The sequence below is a fragment of the Tolypothrix sp. FACHB-123 genome, from assembly GCF_014697075.1.
Lineage (GTDB): Bacteria > Cyanobacteriota > Cyanobacteriia > Cyanobacteriales > Nostocaceae > Aulosira.
Genome location: NZ_JACJRE010000016.1, coordinates 120,743 through 137,836 on the forward strand (window position 1 = coordinate 120,743; position 17,094 = coordinate 137,836).

Consider the following 17,094-nt stretch of genomic DNA (forward strand, 5'->3'; position numbering starts at 1 on the left):
CCTACACAGGGAAGACTCTTCACTTTCTTAAAAGTCGCAGAAGTTGGTAGTTGTCTATCGTAAAAACCTGGCTCACAGACCTTTTACTCACCCTATTAATCGGTACTTTACAATCCAAATTTTCAACTTCTACCCTATTTCTGACATCTACGGCATCAATCCGCTGGTTCAACATTTGATTGCTATCAGAGTTAACTCTCAGTTGGAAAGCAGACATCGGCCACACAAAATACCCAATAACGCTGAGAGTAATCATAGTCGGCAGAAGTTGAGTTTTTGTGGGTAGCATCTGATTATCCTTCCTACAAACTCTAGTTAATAAGCTGTTCTCTAAAACACACTTTTGTAAGGTTACTTTGTAGAGTAAAGAACAATCGGGTAAAACTAGGGGAGATTCAGGAGAGAAACTAGTCTCCTGTGTAGAATCAAGGAGAAAAATTCCTCTTCCCTAACCCCTAATACCAATTTTCCAAAATAAAGTTACACATAGACACCAGGGAACAGGGCGCAGGGAGCAGGTAGAGAATTATTTGTAACCGGGATTTAGACAAATGGTATAACCCCTAATCCCTAGCCCTTAACCCCTAACCCCTATTTCCACAATGACTAACCAGCCAGTTAACTCTCCCAAAGCAGATATCTTGGTAATCGATGACACACCAGAAAATCTCAATCTCCTATCCAGTATGCTGACTGCTCAGGGTTATAAAGTTCGCAGTGTAACTAAAGGCACAACTGGATTAAGAGGAGCCGCAGCCGCACCCCCAGACTTGATTTTGCTGGATGTAAATATGCCAGAAATGAACGGTTATGAAGTATGTCAACAACTCAAGACAAATCCTCTCACCCGTGAAATCCCGGTAATTTTTATTAGTGCTTTAGGGGATGTGTTGGATAAAGTTAAAGCCTTTGCTGTTGGTGGAGTAGACTATATAACCAAACCATTCCAAGTAGAAGAAGTATTGGCGAGAATTCAGAATCACCTCACGATTCGCCAATTGCAAACCCAGCTACAACAGCAAAACGCCAAATTACAGCAGGAAATCAAAGAACGCCAACATGCAGAAGAGAAATTTAGCAAAGCATTTCGTTCTAGCCCCAATCCAATTGCGATCGCTACAATCCAAGAAGGACGTTTTATCGATGTTAATCCCTGCTTCCTGAGAATGAGTGGCTACAGTTTAGAGGAAGTAATTGGACATACCGCCGATGAATTGCATTTAGGTATCGAAACCGGAACGCTCACGCAAACAATTCAAATGCTGCCGCAAACAGGTTCTTTATACAATCAAGAATTTGAATTTTGTACTAAATCCGCAGAAACGAAAATCATTTTATTATCCATAGAACTAATTGATTTAGCAGGTGTGGAATGTGCCTTAATTATTGCCAATGATATTACCGAACGTAAACGTTTAGAAAACGAATTTATTTCTTTGGTCAGTCACGAATTGCGTACACCTCTCACCTCAATTATGGGTGCATTAGATATCTTGGGAGAAGATCAACTAGGAGCCTTAAATTCTCAAGGAAAGAAAGTTTTAAGTATCGCTAGTAATAATACAGAAAGACTCATCCGTTTAGTCAACGACATTCTCGATTTAGAACGAATGAAATCGGGAAAAGTCTTTATGAACAAAGTCAGGTGTAACGCCGCAGAATTAATGATCCAGGCAACAGAAGCCATGCAAGCAATGGCAGAAAAATCACAAATTCAACTAATCATTAATCCCCTGAATATAGAACTTAATGCTGACCCAGATAGATTGTTACAAACACTAACAAATTTACTGAGTAATGCGATTAAATTTTCCGAACCTGGCGATACTATTTGGCTGAATGCAGAATTGCAAAAAGATAATTTAATTTATATCAAAAGCCTAGATCAAAAATTCCCATCTCTACTATTTAGCGTTCAGGATCGAGGAAGAGGAATTCCCGAAAGCCAATTGCAAACAATTTTTGAACGCTTTCAGCAAGTAGACGCCTCCGACTCGCGCAAAAAAGGCGGCACAGGTTTAGGATTAGCTATTTGTCGCAACATTGTACACCAACATGATGGCAAAATTTGGGCAGAAAGTACCCTAGGAGAAGGTAGCACCTTTTACATTCGTCTCCCTATAGTCAATAATCATTAGTCCTCCTTCCCTACCCATCTCCCCGACTTTTCCCCGATTCATTGATAAAATCCCCTGAATTTAAGATAAATTGCCGGGTTTAACCATGAGTAGAAAAATTTTGATTGTAGATGATGAAGAAGATGTGAGAGCGATCGCCACATTAGGATTAGAATTAAGTGCCGAATGGAATGTATTTACCGCCCAATCAGGAGAAGAAGCCTTAACCCAAGCAGCAATACACCAACCAGATGTGATTTTGTTGGATATGATGATGCCCGATATGGATGGGCGCACAACCCTACAACAACTCAAGACTCAACCAGCCACCTGTAATATACCAGTAATTTTAGTTACCGCAAAATTTCAAGAATCAGAGCGGGAAAGTTTTGCTGATTTAGACGTTGCGGCTGTTTTTGCTAAACCCTTCCGCCCCCTACAACTAGCCAATCAAATTAGTAAAGTCTTGGGTTGGAATTAACAAGATAACAGACCAATTTTTGCCAGTTCGAGATTTTGTATCAAGTATTTTTTATTACCTTAAATCAACCCACAGTAGGGGCGGGGTTTCCCCGCCTTTGGAGTTTACTTAGAGTTTCCCCGCCCTCATAATTTCCCTAACCCATAGCAAAACAGTAAATCGCCAATCCTTACCGCTTCAGTTTGCCAAAAACAGCACCAAAAATTTACGCAGCTTTACGGTAATATATATGTACTATATAATTACCTTACCTATGTACACACCGTCCTAAACCCTATTACCCGCTAGATACTCATGTAAAACCAATTCAAATCATATTTGCAACAAATCAATATATTCTAGAGGTCAAGGCATTACCTGTCCCCATACCCCATGCCCCATGTCCTATTTAATTTGACTCACAATCAAAACCAATGCCACCATACCCAAACTAGCCATTAATCCCGCAGGCATGAATTTGCGTGTTTTGGCAAGTCGTAAGCAAAAGAAAACCACTAAAGCCGCAGTTACCAAAGCAGCTACTAATAAACCCCATAATTGACCATTTAATTGCATAAAAGCCGCAAAAATTAGTAATAAGCCGCTAATACTACCGCTAATTAGTGAAACCTTACTCTGAGCTTGAACATAACCCATAACGCCGCCAATCAACGCCAAAATACCATAGACAAAAGCGGCAATTATACTTAATGTCATTGTTAAAACCTATGTAGATTTTGACTTTGCAGCAAAGGTCACCGGACAATTTACCATAGCTTTGGAAGCTCATCACCTAATTGATTGATGGATAATCAAGCGATGTCTACGGTCAGCACCTCATCCTATGCCAAAATCCAGTTCCTCCAGCGCCAAGCTGCATCACTCTTACTTTACCAGTCTGTCCTGCAAAGCGAAGTGGGGATAGCCTTTCTTGATTTGTTGCAAGCTATACGCTACACTGACGCCGATGGACGAGGTTGTCTGCAAGCCTATGGCAATTACTTTCACGCCTTAGCTGCGAGAAATCAAAATTGGGAAGATTACCTAATTCATCAAATTCTCATCGCTGAAAATCCTTTTACCAAACTGGCGCAAACAGAAGAATTTGCAAATTTACCCCAAGCTTTAGTCGCCGCCACCCAGCATGATTTACAAGTGTTGCAGAGTTTGTACGAATGTAGCAGCGCTTTCTTAAGTGAGTGGGTACAAAACGTAGCTCATCTACCTGTTTCGCCTGTTGTTTGGTACAGAGAGCAAGATAAAACAGAACCAGAGACAATCCTTAAATCTCAAGTCATTCACTCTTTACAACATGCAGATAATTGGGCTGATACTGTAGAAGATTTAGCCGCTTATTATCAACAATTTGGTACAGGGATATTTGCAGAATACCACGCTTTGCGCTGGCAAAATGGGAAATTTATCGGCATCCAACATCCTGACACAATTAAACTAAATTTATTGGCTGGGTATGAAACGCAGCGAGACAGCTTATTAAAAAATACAGAGTTTTTGTTATCAGGTGAGAATGCCCTCCACGTATTACTTTATGGTAGTCGCGGTTCCGGGAAATCTTCTTTGGTCAAAGCCTTGTTAAATGAGTATAGTCATCGTAACCTGCGTTTAATTGAAGTCACCAAATCAGAATTACAAGACTTACCCCAAATTGTCGAACAATTGCGCGGAGTGCCACAGAAATTTATTATCTTTGTTGATGACCTTTCCTTTGAAGAAGATGACGATGCCTTTAAAGCTCTCAAAGTAGTTTTAGAAGGGAATTTAACTGCACGACCCCAAAATGTCGTTGTCTATGCTACTTCTAATCGCCGCCACTTAATCCGCGAGTTTTACACAGACAGGCCAAATCCCAAAGACAAAGAAGAAATTCATGTTTGGGATACCATGCAAGAGAAGCTATCTTTTAGCGATCGCTTTGGTTTAACCTTAACCTTTGAAGGAGCAGATCAGAAAACCTATTTACAAATAGTCCGGCATTTAGCAGCACAAATAGAAATTAATATTAGTCCCGAAGATTTGGAGTATCAAGCATTACAGTGGGCAACTCGCCATAATGGTCGCTCTGGACGCACAGCAAGGCAGTTCATTGATTTTTTAAAAGCCGATTTATCTTTATTTGGTGCTAAAAAAAATACATAATATCAGAAGTTTATGCACAAATATTTACCAGTTTATACTTCTCATGGGTCAAGTGAGGGTTAATGACCTTAAGAAATAGTGATTTTGACAACTTAACTAGGCTAAAAGTAAGCAATATGCAATCAGCAATAGTAAGTAATCGATTGTTTCTAGGAATAGTTGCCTTTAGTGTGAGTTTTGGTCTTAGTCTTGTCCCCAACTGGGATTATACTAGAGCCTTTGTTACAGGCATTATTACTTTAATTGCTACATATTCAGCCGTATTTTGTGTGGATAGACGACGCAAAAACTATGAAATGTTTGTTTTAGGTTCTTTGCGTAAACGAATTAAAGAACTTGAAGGATTGAAGTCGCGCATTGCTAGAGAAATTAGCCAAATTGAAGAGCATCGCATCGTATTATATAACGATTTTCAACAAATCCAAAATAAAGTAGCAGAATGCCGTAATCAAAGGGATAGCATTCACAGAGAACTCAGCACATTTGCTGGGCAAAAAAAGCAGTTAGAAAATGAAATTAACGCTCTCAAAACAGAAATTCATAACTTAGACAAAAATAAAGCTGAATTAAATACATCCTTTTCTGTACTCACTGCCGAAAAACGCCGTCTAGAATTGAATTGTAATGTCTCCCGCTCGGAAATTAATCAATTACAAAATCAAATTGTTGAACTCCAAGAAGAAAAAGCAGAGATTGAAAATAATGTCACATTACTAGGTAGACTAAAACCTCAGATAGAAGAAAAACTGTACGAACTCCAAATGCAAGTGCAAAATTTAGAGCTTGAGATTAACCAGAAAAATCAACTACTCCTCAATAAGACAAACAATAGAGAAGATATAGAATCTGACTTAAATGATATCCAGACCCAAATAATCGAACAGCAAGTTGAACTCAATCGCCTTCAAGGACAAGTTTTACTTTTACAACAAGAACGCGACCTCTTACAAAGCCAAGTCTGGGATTTACTGCAACAAATAGAAACCCTAAATCCAGAAATTTTATCTGATAAAACACATGAAGATATAGATGATAATCTGCATGAAGTATTTCCTTTTGAAGAATTAATTGCACCCCTAGCAGCAATAAATACAACAAATCCAAAATCTGAAATCTCTGAGGAAGTACCAGAAGAATGGAGGCATTTTTTACAGGTATTACCAGACTATGAAATTCAAGTTTTAAAAGCTATTTTAGAAAAGGAAAATCCCCGCGATACCATTAAACAAATAGCCGAAGCCAATATTACTATGCCAAATCTGATAATTGATGCAATTAATGATAAGGCAGATGATACTTTAGGCGAATTAATCATTGATCCAAGAGCGGAAAATCCAGAAATTTATCACGAACACATAAGTAATGTCAAGAAAATACTCACCATTTATCAACACTCTAGATCACAATCTTAACTTAAACAGTAAAACAAATTATTTTCTTGGCATTCTCTAACTTGAAAATGGGCATAGAAAAGAAAGATTTTCATGTTTGGTTGGGAATTTTTTCGTGAATAGCTGACTAGAAAATTTCCCCTTATTACTTTTCGCTACTTTCTTGGCGGTTGCCAAAAACCAAATTATCACAACTGAGACCCGATTACTATAATTAATCAAATCATTCCTGCCGTTGTAAAATTATTTAATAGGTATAGAATATACCTGACTTAACTTGCAGGCTGTCAACCCCTGCGTTCAAAATCAGGTGAGATCGAATACATGGCAAAGCTCAAAATCTCGAAAAAAATATCCACTGCTTTAATAAATTCCCTTAGCGCCGGAGTAGTACCGAGGCTAGGAGTTGAACACATAGCAGTGGGACGGGAACTAGAACTAAAAAGCCTGTTACAGAATCTCGATGATATTGCAGAAGGGGTATCAGCATTTCGCTTCATCATTGGTAACTATGGTTCCGGTAAAAGCTTTATCCTCCAACTAATTCGTAACCGGGCGATGGAGCAAGGTTTTGTTGTAGCTGATGGCGATTTATCCTCAGAACGTCGCCTAGCAGGAAGCAATAACGAAGGTTTAGCAACCTATCGAGAATTGATGAGCCGCCTAGCTACAAAAACTCGTCCTGATGGTGGTACTTTAGTTTCAATTTTGGAAGGATGGATTAATAAAATCCAACAAGAAGTAGCCAAAGAATCTGGACTAAAACCTAACGATGAAGGTTTTGATGACCAAGTTGAAGCAAAAATTAGAGAAGTTGTTCATTATATTGAAGATTTAGTCCACGGATTTGATTTTGGTAATGTAATTAGCGCTTATTGGCGTGGTTATCGCTCAGATGATGATGACTTAAAAAATGCGGCAATGCGTTGGTTAAGAGGAGAATTTACCACTAAAATTGAAGCTAGAACTGCGTTAGGAGTGCGTGTTATTATTGACGATGATAGTTGGTATGACTACATCAAATTATGGGCGAAATTTGTTGCAGAAATTGGCTATAAAGGTCTGTTAATTTTACTTGATGAATCAGTACATTTATATCAAATATCCACTACAGTTACCAGAGAAAAAAATTATAATAGATTGCTGGCAATGTTTAACGACACCATGCAGTGTAAAGCTGAACATTTGGGTATTTTGATTGGGGGAACGACAAAATTTTTAGAAGATCCAAATCGAGGTTTATTTGCCGATTTAGCTTGGCGTAGACGTACCAAAGAAAGCCGCTTTGTTAGTCAAGCAGGGGTACAAGAATATTCAGGCCCAGTAATTAGACTCAATCCTTTAAGCCAAGAAGAAATACGCACACTCCTGCAACGCATCAGCGAAATTCATGCTTCAAATTTTGGTTATGAAAAAACTTTGACAAATCGAGAATTAAATGAATTTATTCAAGAAATTGTCAATCGTTTAGGTGCAGATGCATTGCTGACACCGGGAGAGATTGTCAGGGATTTTATCAGTGTGTTAAATATTTTGCATCACAACCCTCAAATCATGTTTTCTGAACTAATTCATGGTTCTAAATTTAAACCTACTGCTGCGGGTAAAGATGCAAATGTCAATGAAGATAATGCAGCGGAATTTAGTTTGTGATTTGCTCAACCTTACCCATAACCATGTATACCTATCAGAGATTTAGCCAGCTAAAGACTTGCTCAACGCTTAAGTATAGGTTAATCTTGCAGAGAATTTGGAATTAAATATATACTTAGGAGCATTTTGACTTGTTGATTAAGCAATATAACTAGGTTGGCGTAATTCAAGATACTGGCAAGGGGTGTCATTAGTTATAGCTGTTGACTGTTGACTGACTCGAAAGGCTTTTATTGTCAGGATTTTATCTTAGCTTGATGTCCTAATCTATCTGGCTACGTTTATATTTGTGAGCTACTGGAGTGGATGAGAGTGCGCCCTTGCTGGTTACCCCCGTTGTCGCAACTGCCGTCAACTAGCTTCATTGGTAAGAATTTCAACTTTATTTACTTTTCGTAATATAGTTGCTGTCAAATTCTCTTGCATCTATTGTGCCTGTCACTGGATTTTTTGCGGAAGTTGGCGATCGCCTTCCCCAAATCTCAGATATCTCAGATATTATTGATTAGTCTGTCCATAAACTAATTAGAATAAAGAATTGGTTTTTATCTCCCTAATAAATCTTCAATATCTAGGTTGAATATTTGTTTGCAGCTACTAACTAAACTGTATTGACTAACTATCAAACCTCATTTCCTTGACTTATATAATTTTTGACTTATATAAATTTTGCTAAATTAGGTAATATAGAGGAATTCCGCAACGATTGCATATATAACTTAAATATTGCCTAGTTATGAAAATAACCATCTCTGGTATCTGCCAAAGCTAGCAAATAAATATGTGCAAAAGCTGAACCAACTCTTGAGCGACCTAGTCATTTACAGGAGATTACCATAACAAAGTATAAAAAAGTATAAAAATGACTTTTCTTGACTTCCTATTTTCTCTTGTCAAACCAGAAGATGTGTCATCCTGGATCAAATGAATGTTAGGAATAACTCTGCGAGAGCGCTACGAAATTATTGAACAATTAGCAAAAGGATTTTTTGCTGAGACTTATTTAGCTAAAGATAAGGATTTACCTTCTAATCCTTATTGCATTGTCAAGCGTCTCAAACCCAACTATACCAATCCGTTTCATTTACAGACCGCTAAACGTTTATTTGAGCAGGAAGCCCAAATACTTTACCAATTAAGCAACCACGAGCAAATACCACGACTATTAGCTCATTTTCAGCAAAATGAAGATTTTTATTTAGTTCAAGAATTTATAGAAGGTAATGTTATTAGTCGAGAACTAAAGACAGGTAGAACATGGACTGAACAAGAGCTAATAATTTTTTTAGAGGATATATTAAATATTCTCAAGTATGTTCATCAACAAAATGTTATTCACCGTGATATTAAACCAGCAAATTTAATCAGACGTGTTAGTGATGGAAAGTTAGTTTTAATTGATTTTGGCGCGGTAAAACAAATCAGTACTTTGGTTGCTAACTTGGAAGGCAAGACAATTGCTATTGGTACTCCTGCTTATATGCCCTCTGAACAAAAGATTGGGAGACCAAAATTTAATAGTGATATTTATGCTGTCGGGTTAATTGCTATTCAAGCACTTACAGGAGTTGTACCGGAAAGCCTACCAAGAGATACTGATACTCATAACATTCTTTGGCAGGAACTGATAAATATTCAACATATTAAACCAGCTCTGATTGATATTTTAGACAAGATGGTACGCTATGACTTCAGCGATCGCTATCAATCTACAACTGAAGTCTTACAAGCACTTGCAGAAATTAAAAACGAGCAAAAGTGGCAACTCAACAAGAAATTTGTGATTCCAGCAGCTATAATTACTGCCGTTGTTGCTATAACATTATTAGCAACTCCACAAATTATCAAATTCTTCACTACTGCATTCAACACATCTGTACCAGCAAATCCTCAGCCATCTTTAGCAGTAAATAAAGAATATTCTATTTATGATAATCCTACTCATAGCATTCAGATAGAATATCCCCTATCTTGGAAAGTTCGACAAATAGGAGATCCTTTGACGGGAGATTTAGTTAAATTTTGGTCGCTACCCACCAATAGCAGTAAAAAATTTGCAGTAGAGGTCAATATCAATGTTGAAAACGTCAAAGCAGCCATTTCATTAGAAGAATATACAAACTTATCTGTTAACGACATCACCCAATTTTTTACTGATGCCATTATTCTTGATTCTCATTTTACTACACTATCAAATCTCCCCGCTCATCAAGTAATTTATAGTGGTAAAGAAGAGGGATATAATGTGAAGCGTATGGCAATTTGGACTTTAAAAAATAACAAAGCCTACATAATTACTTATACAGCAGAAGAAAGTCAATACGACCAATATTTACAGACAGCACAAAAAATGATTGAATCGTTAAAAATTTATTATTAATTTTTTCATATTTATAGTTTGCCAATGTATTTATTCAGCATTTGCTTGGGAATTTTAAATATTTTTTGATTTTGTAGTTCTCTAATTCTTTGGATAGTATCTTGGTAATATTCGGTTTTACCTTGTTGTTGATATAAATCTGCTGCTTTTTGAAAATCTAAGAGAGCTTTTTCATTAGCGGCTAACTGCTGATAAATCAAACCGCGATTGTAGTAAGCTTCGGCAAATTCTGGACTGAGACTAATGATTTTACTGTAATCCGCAAGAGCGCCTCGCTCGTCTTGCAGCCTGCGACGGACAAAAGCCCTGCCAAAGTAGGCAGAGGTGTAGTCTGGTTGAATGCCGATCGCTATGTTATAGTCCAAAACTGCTTTATTATATTCCTTGAGTTGTCTGTAAGCAAAACCCCGCCTGGAGTAAGCAACAGCACTGTTGGGTTGCAATTTAATTGCTTCATCTAAATCGGCGATCGCTTTTTGATAATCTTGAAGACCAATGTAAGCATCACCTCGATTTAAGTAAGCTAGAGCATAATCAGGTTTGAGCCGAATTGCTTGATTTAAATCAGATATTCCGCCTTGATAATCTTGGAGTTCATTCTTGAGTGCGCCTCGGTTTAAATAAGCTGCTGCATAGTCAGGATTCAGCGCAATAGCTTGACTGTAATCTTGAAGAGCTTCCTGATTTCTTTGCAACAGATCCTGAGTTAAACCCCGGTTCATGTAAGCAACAGAACTATTAGGAGTTAAGCGAACTACTTGATTTAAATCCTCAAATGCTGCTTGATAATTTTTGAGATCGTAGTGAGCTATAGCCCTTTGGAAATAAGCATCAGGATGATTTGGATTGATCCGCAAAGCTGCTTCATAAGCTTTCATAGCTTCTTGGTAGTTTCCTGTTTGCGCTCTACCTGCACCGGAACTAATTAAGCTTTCAGGACTCCGTTGTTTACCCGATTGTGCTGTGTTTATAGTTGGTTGTTGGTTGGTAGTTGGTTGCTCCCTGGTACTTAGCGTTCTTAAATTACCTCTGGCGGCGACAAACGTGTTAATCGGAATTCCCAATCGCAAAACAGTTCTTGTGGAAATATCTGGTTCTGTGGCTCGCCCATTAATACCGACTACTAAACCATTTTCATCTAATAAAGGGCCGCCGCTCATTCCTGGTATTGCTTCGTTATCATAGCCTAAGGCATAACCTTGATCTGGGTTTTGCAACCGACTACGAATATATCCTTTAGTAAACTGGTAACTGGGTTGATCCGCACCGGGAATTCTAGCCCAACCTACGGCATACACAGTCATCCCTTCTGTTAATTGATCGGAGTTACCAAATTTGGCTGTATTGTAATTTTTTTTACTAGTAAACTCTAATACTGCCAAGTCTAAATTGGGCAATTCTTTGCCATAGTAAACTGGATAGCGATCGCCATCGGGAGCCAAAATTTCATATCTCCCAGGTTCTTCGACAACATGGTGATTAGTCAGGACAAAATATGTATCTCCTTTGCGATCGATAATTATCCCAGAGCCAATACCGATTCCATCTATGCGAATGGTAAATTGTTTTGCCATATCGCTAACTTGCTTGGGAGATAAAGCTATGCTCAGTTGAGGCTGTATGACTACAACTGCTGCACCAATTAGCATGGCTGGGAGGGCATAATAACACTTCATGTTCAACCTACTCTTGACTCCAGCTAGCAATACTTTCAGGTGATTTTGCTGATGCATCTTTGAGTGAAGGAAAATTTGGCGTTAGGATGTCGGACAGATAACTGTTTCAATCGGAATTCCCCAGCTATATTTACTCATGCGTTTTTTGAGGGGTGCTTCTGGCTGTGTTCCATCATGATAAGTATAAGGCTCGCCCCAAAGAGGCTCCGCATGTAGCCCATTAATAGCCACTACTTTTCCTTGTTGATTGAGTAACGGCCCTCCACTCATACCTTTTTGAATATCATTGGTATACCCAATGCGATAACCACCCTCTAAAGCTTTGTCTAATACCCAGGAAATCTTACCTGCTGTGAATACAAAACCTAAATCCTGGGTTCCCTCAACATTAAATGGAAACCCAGCGGCAAATACTCGATTTCCCATGCTTAAGTCGGATGCAGAGTCAAGGTCTGCTACAGCATATCTATGATTGGGGCTGTAAAACTGTAAAGTTGCTAAATCTTTGTCATGAAAGCAACTAGAATTTAATTTTTTAACCTGCGGGGGAAGTTTAGCTGCAAACACCCTACCATCAGGGGCTTGAATTGTATAAGGAGGCTCTCCCGAAATCATAACGTGGGTATTAGTCACCACTGTATAAACAGAATCTTTTTCTTTAATGAGAATTCCTGAACCTAAAAAGCCCTTTGCCCAGACTTTAACTGTAATTGACTCAGCTATGTGCTGTAGTGTTTTTGTTGAACCTTGACTGAATTGTTGCGGTTGGGCAACTCTAGGGCTTATTGGTACTGATACTGGCAACAAGATTGATAAACCCCCAATACAGGCAAGCATACTTAATAAGCGCCAATCCATGTTGGTTTACCTGCCGATTTTCTCAACATTCCCATACTGGTAATTCGGATGGGCATTCTCCTGTTTCGCTTCCAGCGTTGATCAGCTTTTGCACATCAAGATAGGAAGCGCCTCCAGTATTGGAAATCACATTGCTGTAGTTATCTGCCAACTCAATAATTCTGCCACTGCTCCCTGTCGGTTTATACAGCAATCGATTGAGAATCAGCTGGGGATCTGTACCTGATTTTAGCGTCAGTAATATCCCATCTGGCAAACAAGGGCCACCACTGTAACTAGCAACACACAAAACCGGTTGACGCTTATGTTCCCCTGCTCGGATAAACTTGAGCGTACCGTTTTTATAGAACCGATTGAACCTATCAGATATGACTTCACAACGTTGCCCAGGTGTCCAAGGGGGCGGAAAAGCAGCATCAATCCAGCTAATTATTGGTTTATTGCCCCGATTAGTGTTAACAATTGTTGCCGGATTCCCCTGGCTCATACCGCAGAAGAATTTAGCTTTTTGCCCATAGCTGGGTTGAACATTAATTGCAGTAGAACTTAGTGTTAAGGATATGACACTAAGAGTTTGGATCAATAAACTGGGTTTGTTGAACATTTCGCACCTGATGAAAAAATAGGGAATTATAAATTTTTATTAACACGATCGCGAAAATATTATGGTAATTTCATTATAACTACGGATAAACTACGCTTTTTGCGAAAAAATCTGCTTTTTTGTGATTTTTCTTAATAAATGTGATGGGGAATTGCGTTTTGAGCTTGACATTTAAAGCAGGCTCCCAAAATATTTATTTTGCCTAATTTGGACATTTATCTCCTAACAGCAGGCTTCCACATCCCAACGAAGGTTTATTTCGCAGCATGGCATTTAAATCAAAGGTAAACAACTGATAAACATCTGGAATGACATCTGCTGTTGATTTATTTGCTAGCCCCTGCGCCACCACTTTTTGATCTATCGCGCCGCGATCGAAACTCACGCGCATATCTTCGGCTTCAATTGCAGACAAAATCTGATTGATTGGCACAGCACAACTATTATTATTGCCACTGAGTTTTGTTTCCAGACAATATCCATGTTCCTGGGCGCGATCGCCTCCATGAATAGCAATCACTTGTCCATCTTGATTAAGTACTGGCCCCCCATCCAAACCCTGACGAGTTTGAATGTTATAGGCTAAACTATAGCCGCCTTCAGAATGAGGTTGAGAACTAATTTGATTTAATGAAGTGGTTTGTGTAATTCTTTCTCGACGCGGAGTTTGATTTTGGGGTACAGGCCAACCAGAAACATATAAGACATCTTGGCTTCTCAGTTTCTCTGCATCCCCCACAGTAGCCACAGGGTAATCGTGTTCGCTTTCAAATTCAACCAGCGCTAAATCAATATTTTTTACTCTGGTTCGCAAATCCCCTTCTTCCCGATTTAAAGGTTTAATCCGGGAATTATCTTCTTGATGTTCTACTAAGTGGACTTTTCCATCACTGGTGCGTATTCCATAAAATCCTTGAGTTTGGACAATATGTAGTGCAGTCAGGGCGTAATAAGTTTTACCTTTTCGGGCGACAATCACCCCAGAACCTGTATCCCACTCTCTGCGAGCTTTTATATCCCCTGCTTGTAAGGCTGGTGCAATTAATACGGTAGTTTGGGATGCAATTGCATCAACTTCGTGTTCGGGAAATGCTAGAGCAAATGTATGAATAAATGCGATCGCTATTACTGTAACTATTGTTAAAACAACAATAGCTAAATGCCTATACAATCTCATAGTTAATCACCCCTAAAATATTTTACTTTAGTACTCGTACTGAAAACATCTCCTCTTGTTTGTATTTTTAACTATCAAATTAATTATGAGTTCTCTATAATACAACGGTTAATTCAAGAACTTATGTATAAGCGTTTCCGCCTTGATTTTTGTTCTAAATGCGATCGCTCTTTGGGAAAAAGACATTCATTATCCCATGATTAAATATCGATTTAGTTGTTGCATCAACAAACTAAACAACAACCAGTAGAACGTCAGCATCGATATCTAGGCGCTTACAATCAGCTTATTTAACTAATGATATTTTCATGGTAAAATCCTGAAATCATAAACATTTTCAAGTTTTTTTAAATACTTTGGCTCATATTTCTATCAGGACAATATGGGATCGACTGGTGATAAATCCAGGTAAACAGTTTTGCTGATAACTGTTTTTTATTGTGAGGTTTTCAAAAAATGGTCGGTAGAAAATATTTACTTATAAGTAGTGCCTCAGCATTTTTTTTGAATTTATTAATTCCTGCGGCAAAAGCTGTTGAAAAAACATCAATAGAAAAAGAAACAATCCAAGAATTTCCAATAAATATAGTTCAAATAAGTGAAAACCAACCAGTTAAATCAGATAAAAAATTAATAGATTTGCTGACTCATTTTTCTCAGCCAGAAGATGAGGAAAATACTCTAGAACAGACCATCGGACAAGTAACATCTGTATCTCAATTATCAGATGTCCAACCTTCTGACTGGGCATTTCAAGCATTACAATCTCTCGTAGAAAGGTATGGCGTAATTGCTGGGTATCCAAATGGAACTTTCCGCGGAAACCGTGCTATGACACGCTATGAATTTGCCGCGGGATTAAATGCAGCCTTAGACAAAATTAATCAAATAATTGCTGCTGGTACCGAGAATAATGTCCGCAAAGAGGATTTAGCTACACTGCAAAAATTACAACAAGAATTTGCTGCTGAATTAGCAACATTACGAGGTCGTGTTGATAATCTGGAAGCTCGTACGGCAGAAATAGAAGCGAATCAATTTTCGACAACAACAGTATTAGGGGGAGAGGTAATCTTTGGGTTAGCAGGTGCATTTGGAGGCGATCCACCAGGAGGATGTATCAGCTTACCAGAACCAAATGTTTACGGAGCTAGAGCTGTTAACTGTGCAAATCGCCGTCAGCCAGCAACTAATACCGTTCTGGCTCACCTAACAAGGATAGGATTAGAAACCTCATTTACTGGTAAAGACCGCTTGCGTACTTATTTAGTCACGGGAAATTTTGATAATGGTGGCTTTACGCGGCCTGAGTCACTGAATACTTACATGTCCCGGCTGTCTTACCAAGCAGACTTAGATAACAAGGTGATACTAGACGTATTAGAGTATCGCTTTCCTGCCTTTAGCGATCGCGTTGTCTTTAGCGTGATTCCTTATGGGTTCGCTTTAAGTAGTGTGCTATCAGCTAACTCTCCCTATTTTGATATCGGTAGAGGCTCCATATCCCGCTTTGGTCAACTCAATCCCATCTTCCAAATTGGTAGTGTATTGGATGCTGGCGTAGGCTTTGACTGGCTGCTATCCGAGCGAGTGCGCTTGCAAGTAGCTTATGGCACTGGAGATAGTGGAGATCCCAGTAGAGGAATTTTTGGAGCAGACCGTAGTGTTTTAGGAATGCAGGTGGTAGCCAGGCCATTTAACAATGTCATCACTGGATTAACTTATGTCAATGCCTATACTAGTGATGGTGTACTGGGAACTTACACTGGCAGCGTTAACGCCGAAACAAATGGATTATGGTCTAGGGGAAGACTACCCGACAATCGAAACCCTAGAGGAATCCTTGATGCAGATCCTGGACTGGGAGTAGAACTGGGAGATTTCCCTGCACAAACCCATGCTGTTGGCGCAACATTACAATGGCGTTTAGCAAATAATCTGACCTTTGGTGCTTGGGGGGGTTGGACTTTTACTAACTTTCTAGAGGAAATTCCTGAGTTTACAGGAGACGATCGCTTAACACCTAATACAAGAGAGGCTGGAAAGAAACCCTTTGGTAACACGGTAACTTACTTATTTTCTCTCGGTCTTTCTGATCCTTTTGGGCGTGAAGGAGATTTGTTAGCTTTTATGTTTGGTATGCCGCCTAAATTAGTTGATGCTGGGCCGACAACCCCAGGTCAGGCTGTACCTTTTTCTGAACAGGTGGTAAGAGGGGAAGAAAACGTCGTAGTTACTGATAACGATCCTCGACTATTTCTGCGAAATAACCCCCCTCGACCTGGCGGTACTAGAAATCAGTTTGGACGCAAGGATGAAGCTACCTCACTTCACTTTGAAGTATTTTACCGCTTCCGAATCAACGATAACCTTTCAATTACGCCTGGCTTTTTCGTTGTCACCAATCCAGGGCATATTGCTGATAACGATATGATTTTTGTCGGTACTGTCCGAACGACTTTCCGCTTTTAGTCAAGAGTTAAGTTATATTTGAGCGATCGCTTACCAAACTTGGTGATGTAAGTAGAACGACGTGAAAAAACCAAACTATGTAAAGATAAATAAATACGTAGAATGTATCTACCGAGGTGACTGAGATATGGGCGCTCGCATAAGGGTAT

General features: G+C 38.9%; 13 protein-coding genes. 7 read left to right on the forward strand and 6 right to left on the reverse strand.

Going from position 1 to position 17,094, the window contains the following annotated elements:
* Nucleotides 1-19: 19 nt before the first annotated feature.
* Nucleotides 20-289, reverse strand: a complete 270-nt coding sequence (locus H6G41_RS13340) for a hypothetical protein (RefSeq protein WP_190746663.1) — start codon at nt 287-289, stop codon at nt 20-22.
* Nucleotides 290-602: 313 nt separating this feature from the next.
* Here H6G41_RS13340 and H6G41_RS13345 point away from each other — a divergent pair, with 313 nt between their 5' ends.
* Nucleotides 603-2,138: an ATP-binding protein gene (locus H6G41_RS13345; protein WP_190746664.1), complete on the forward strand. Its 1,536-nt coding sequence runs from the start codon at nt 603-605 to the stop codon at nt 2,136-2,138.
* A gap of 85 nt (nt 2,139-2,223) precedes the next feature.
* Complete coding sequence (locus H6G41_RS13350) at nt 2,224-2,598, forward strand: response regulator (RefSeq protein WP_190746665.1); 375 nt, start codon at nt 2,224-2,226, stop codon at nt 2,596-2,598.
* A 384-nt stretch (nt 2,599-2,982) separates the two neighbouring features.
* On the opposite strand, the gene H6G41_RS13355 is transcribed toward H6G41_RS13350, so the two are convergent.
* Nucleotides 2,983-3,294, reverse strand: coding sequence for a TMEM14 family protein (locus H6G41_RS13355; protein WP_190746666.1), 312 nt, complete (start codon nt 3,292-3,294; stop codon nt 2,983-2,985).
* A gap of 87 nt (nt 3,295-3,381) precedes the next feature.
* On the opposite strand from H6G41_RS13355, the gene H6G41_RS13360 reads away from it, so the two are divergent.
* From H6G41_RS13360 to H6G41_RS13375, 4 genes are all read left to right on the forward strand, one after another.
* Complete coding sequence (locus tag H6G41_RS13360; RefSeq protein ID WP_190746667.1) at nt 3,382-4,734, forward strand: ATP-binding protein; 1,353 nt, start codon at nt 3,382-3,384, stop codon at nt 4,732-4,734.
* Between the two features lie 116 nt (nt 4,735-4,850).
* Nucleotides 4,851-6,146 (forward strand): tellurite resistance TerB C-terminal domain-containing protein, encoded by a 1,296-nt coding sequence (locus H6G41_RS13365; RefSeq protein ID WP_190746668.1) that lies wholly within the window; start codon nt 4,851-4,853, stop codon nt 6,144-6,146.
* Nucleotides 6,147-6,449: 303 nt separating this feature from the next.
* On the forward strand, nt 6,450-7,778 hold the full coding sequence (locus tag H6G41_RS13370; RefSeq protein ID WP_190746669.1) for an ATP-binding protein: 1,329 nt from the start codon (nt 6,450-6,452) through the stop codon (nt 7,776-7,778).
* 928 nt (nt 7,779-8,706) lie between these two features.
* Nucleotides 8,707-10,158 carry a serine/threonine-protein kinase gene (locus H6G41_RS13375; protein WP_190746670.1) on the forward strand — a complete coding sequence of 484 codons (1,452 nt, stop codon included), beginning with the start codon at nt 8,707-8,709 and terminating at the stop codon, nt 10,156-10,158.
* Nucleotides 10,159-10,169: 11 nt separating this feature from the next.
* Here the strand turns inward: H6G41_RS13375 and H6G41_RS13380 are convergent, their stop codons facing one another.
* From H6G41_RS13380 to H6G41_RS13395, 4 genes are all read right to left on the reverse strand, one after another.
* Complete coding sequence (locus H6G41_RS13380) at nt 10,170-11,834, reverse strand: serine protease (protein ID WP_190746671.1); 1,665 nt, start codon at nt 11,832-11,834, stop codon at nt 10,170-10,172.
* 81 nt (nt 11,835-11,915) lie between these two features.
* A complete protein-coding gene (locus tag H6G41_RS13385; RefSeq protein ID WP_190746672.1) occupies nt 11,916-12,692 on the reverse strand; it encodes a serine protease in 777 nt (258 codons plus the stop codon).
* Between the two features lie 22 nt (nt 12,693-12,714).
* Nucleotides 12,715-13,296 (reverse strand): COP23 domain-containing protein, encoded by a 582-nt coding sequence (locus H6G41_RS13390; RefSeq protein WP_190746673.1) that lies wholly within the window; start codon nt 13,294-13,296, stop codon nt 12,715-12,717.
* Between the two features lie 202 nt (nt 13,297-13,498).
* A complete protein-coding gene (locus H6G41_RS13395) occupies nt 13,499-14,473 on the reverse strand; it encodes a serine protease (RefSeq protein WP_190746674.1) in 975 nt (324 codons plus the stop codon).
* Between the two features lie 504 nt (nt 14,474-14,977).
* Here H6G41_RS13395 and H6G41_RS13400 point away from each other — a divergent pair.
* Nucleotides 14,978-16,945 (forward strand): iron uptake porin, encoded by a 1,968-nt coding sequence (locus H6G41_RS13400; RefSeq protein ID WP_374939426.1) that lies wholly within the window; start codon nt 14,978-14,980, stop codon nt 16,943-16,945.
* Nucleotides 16,946-17,094: the final 149 nt, after the last annotated feature.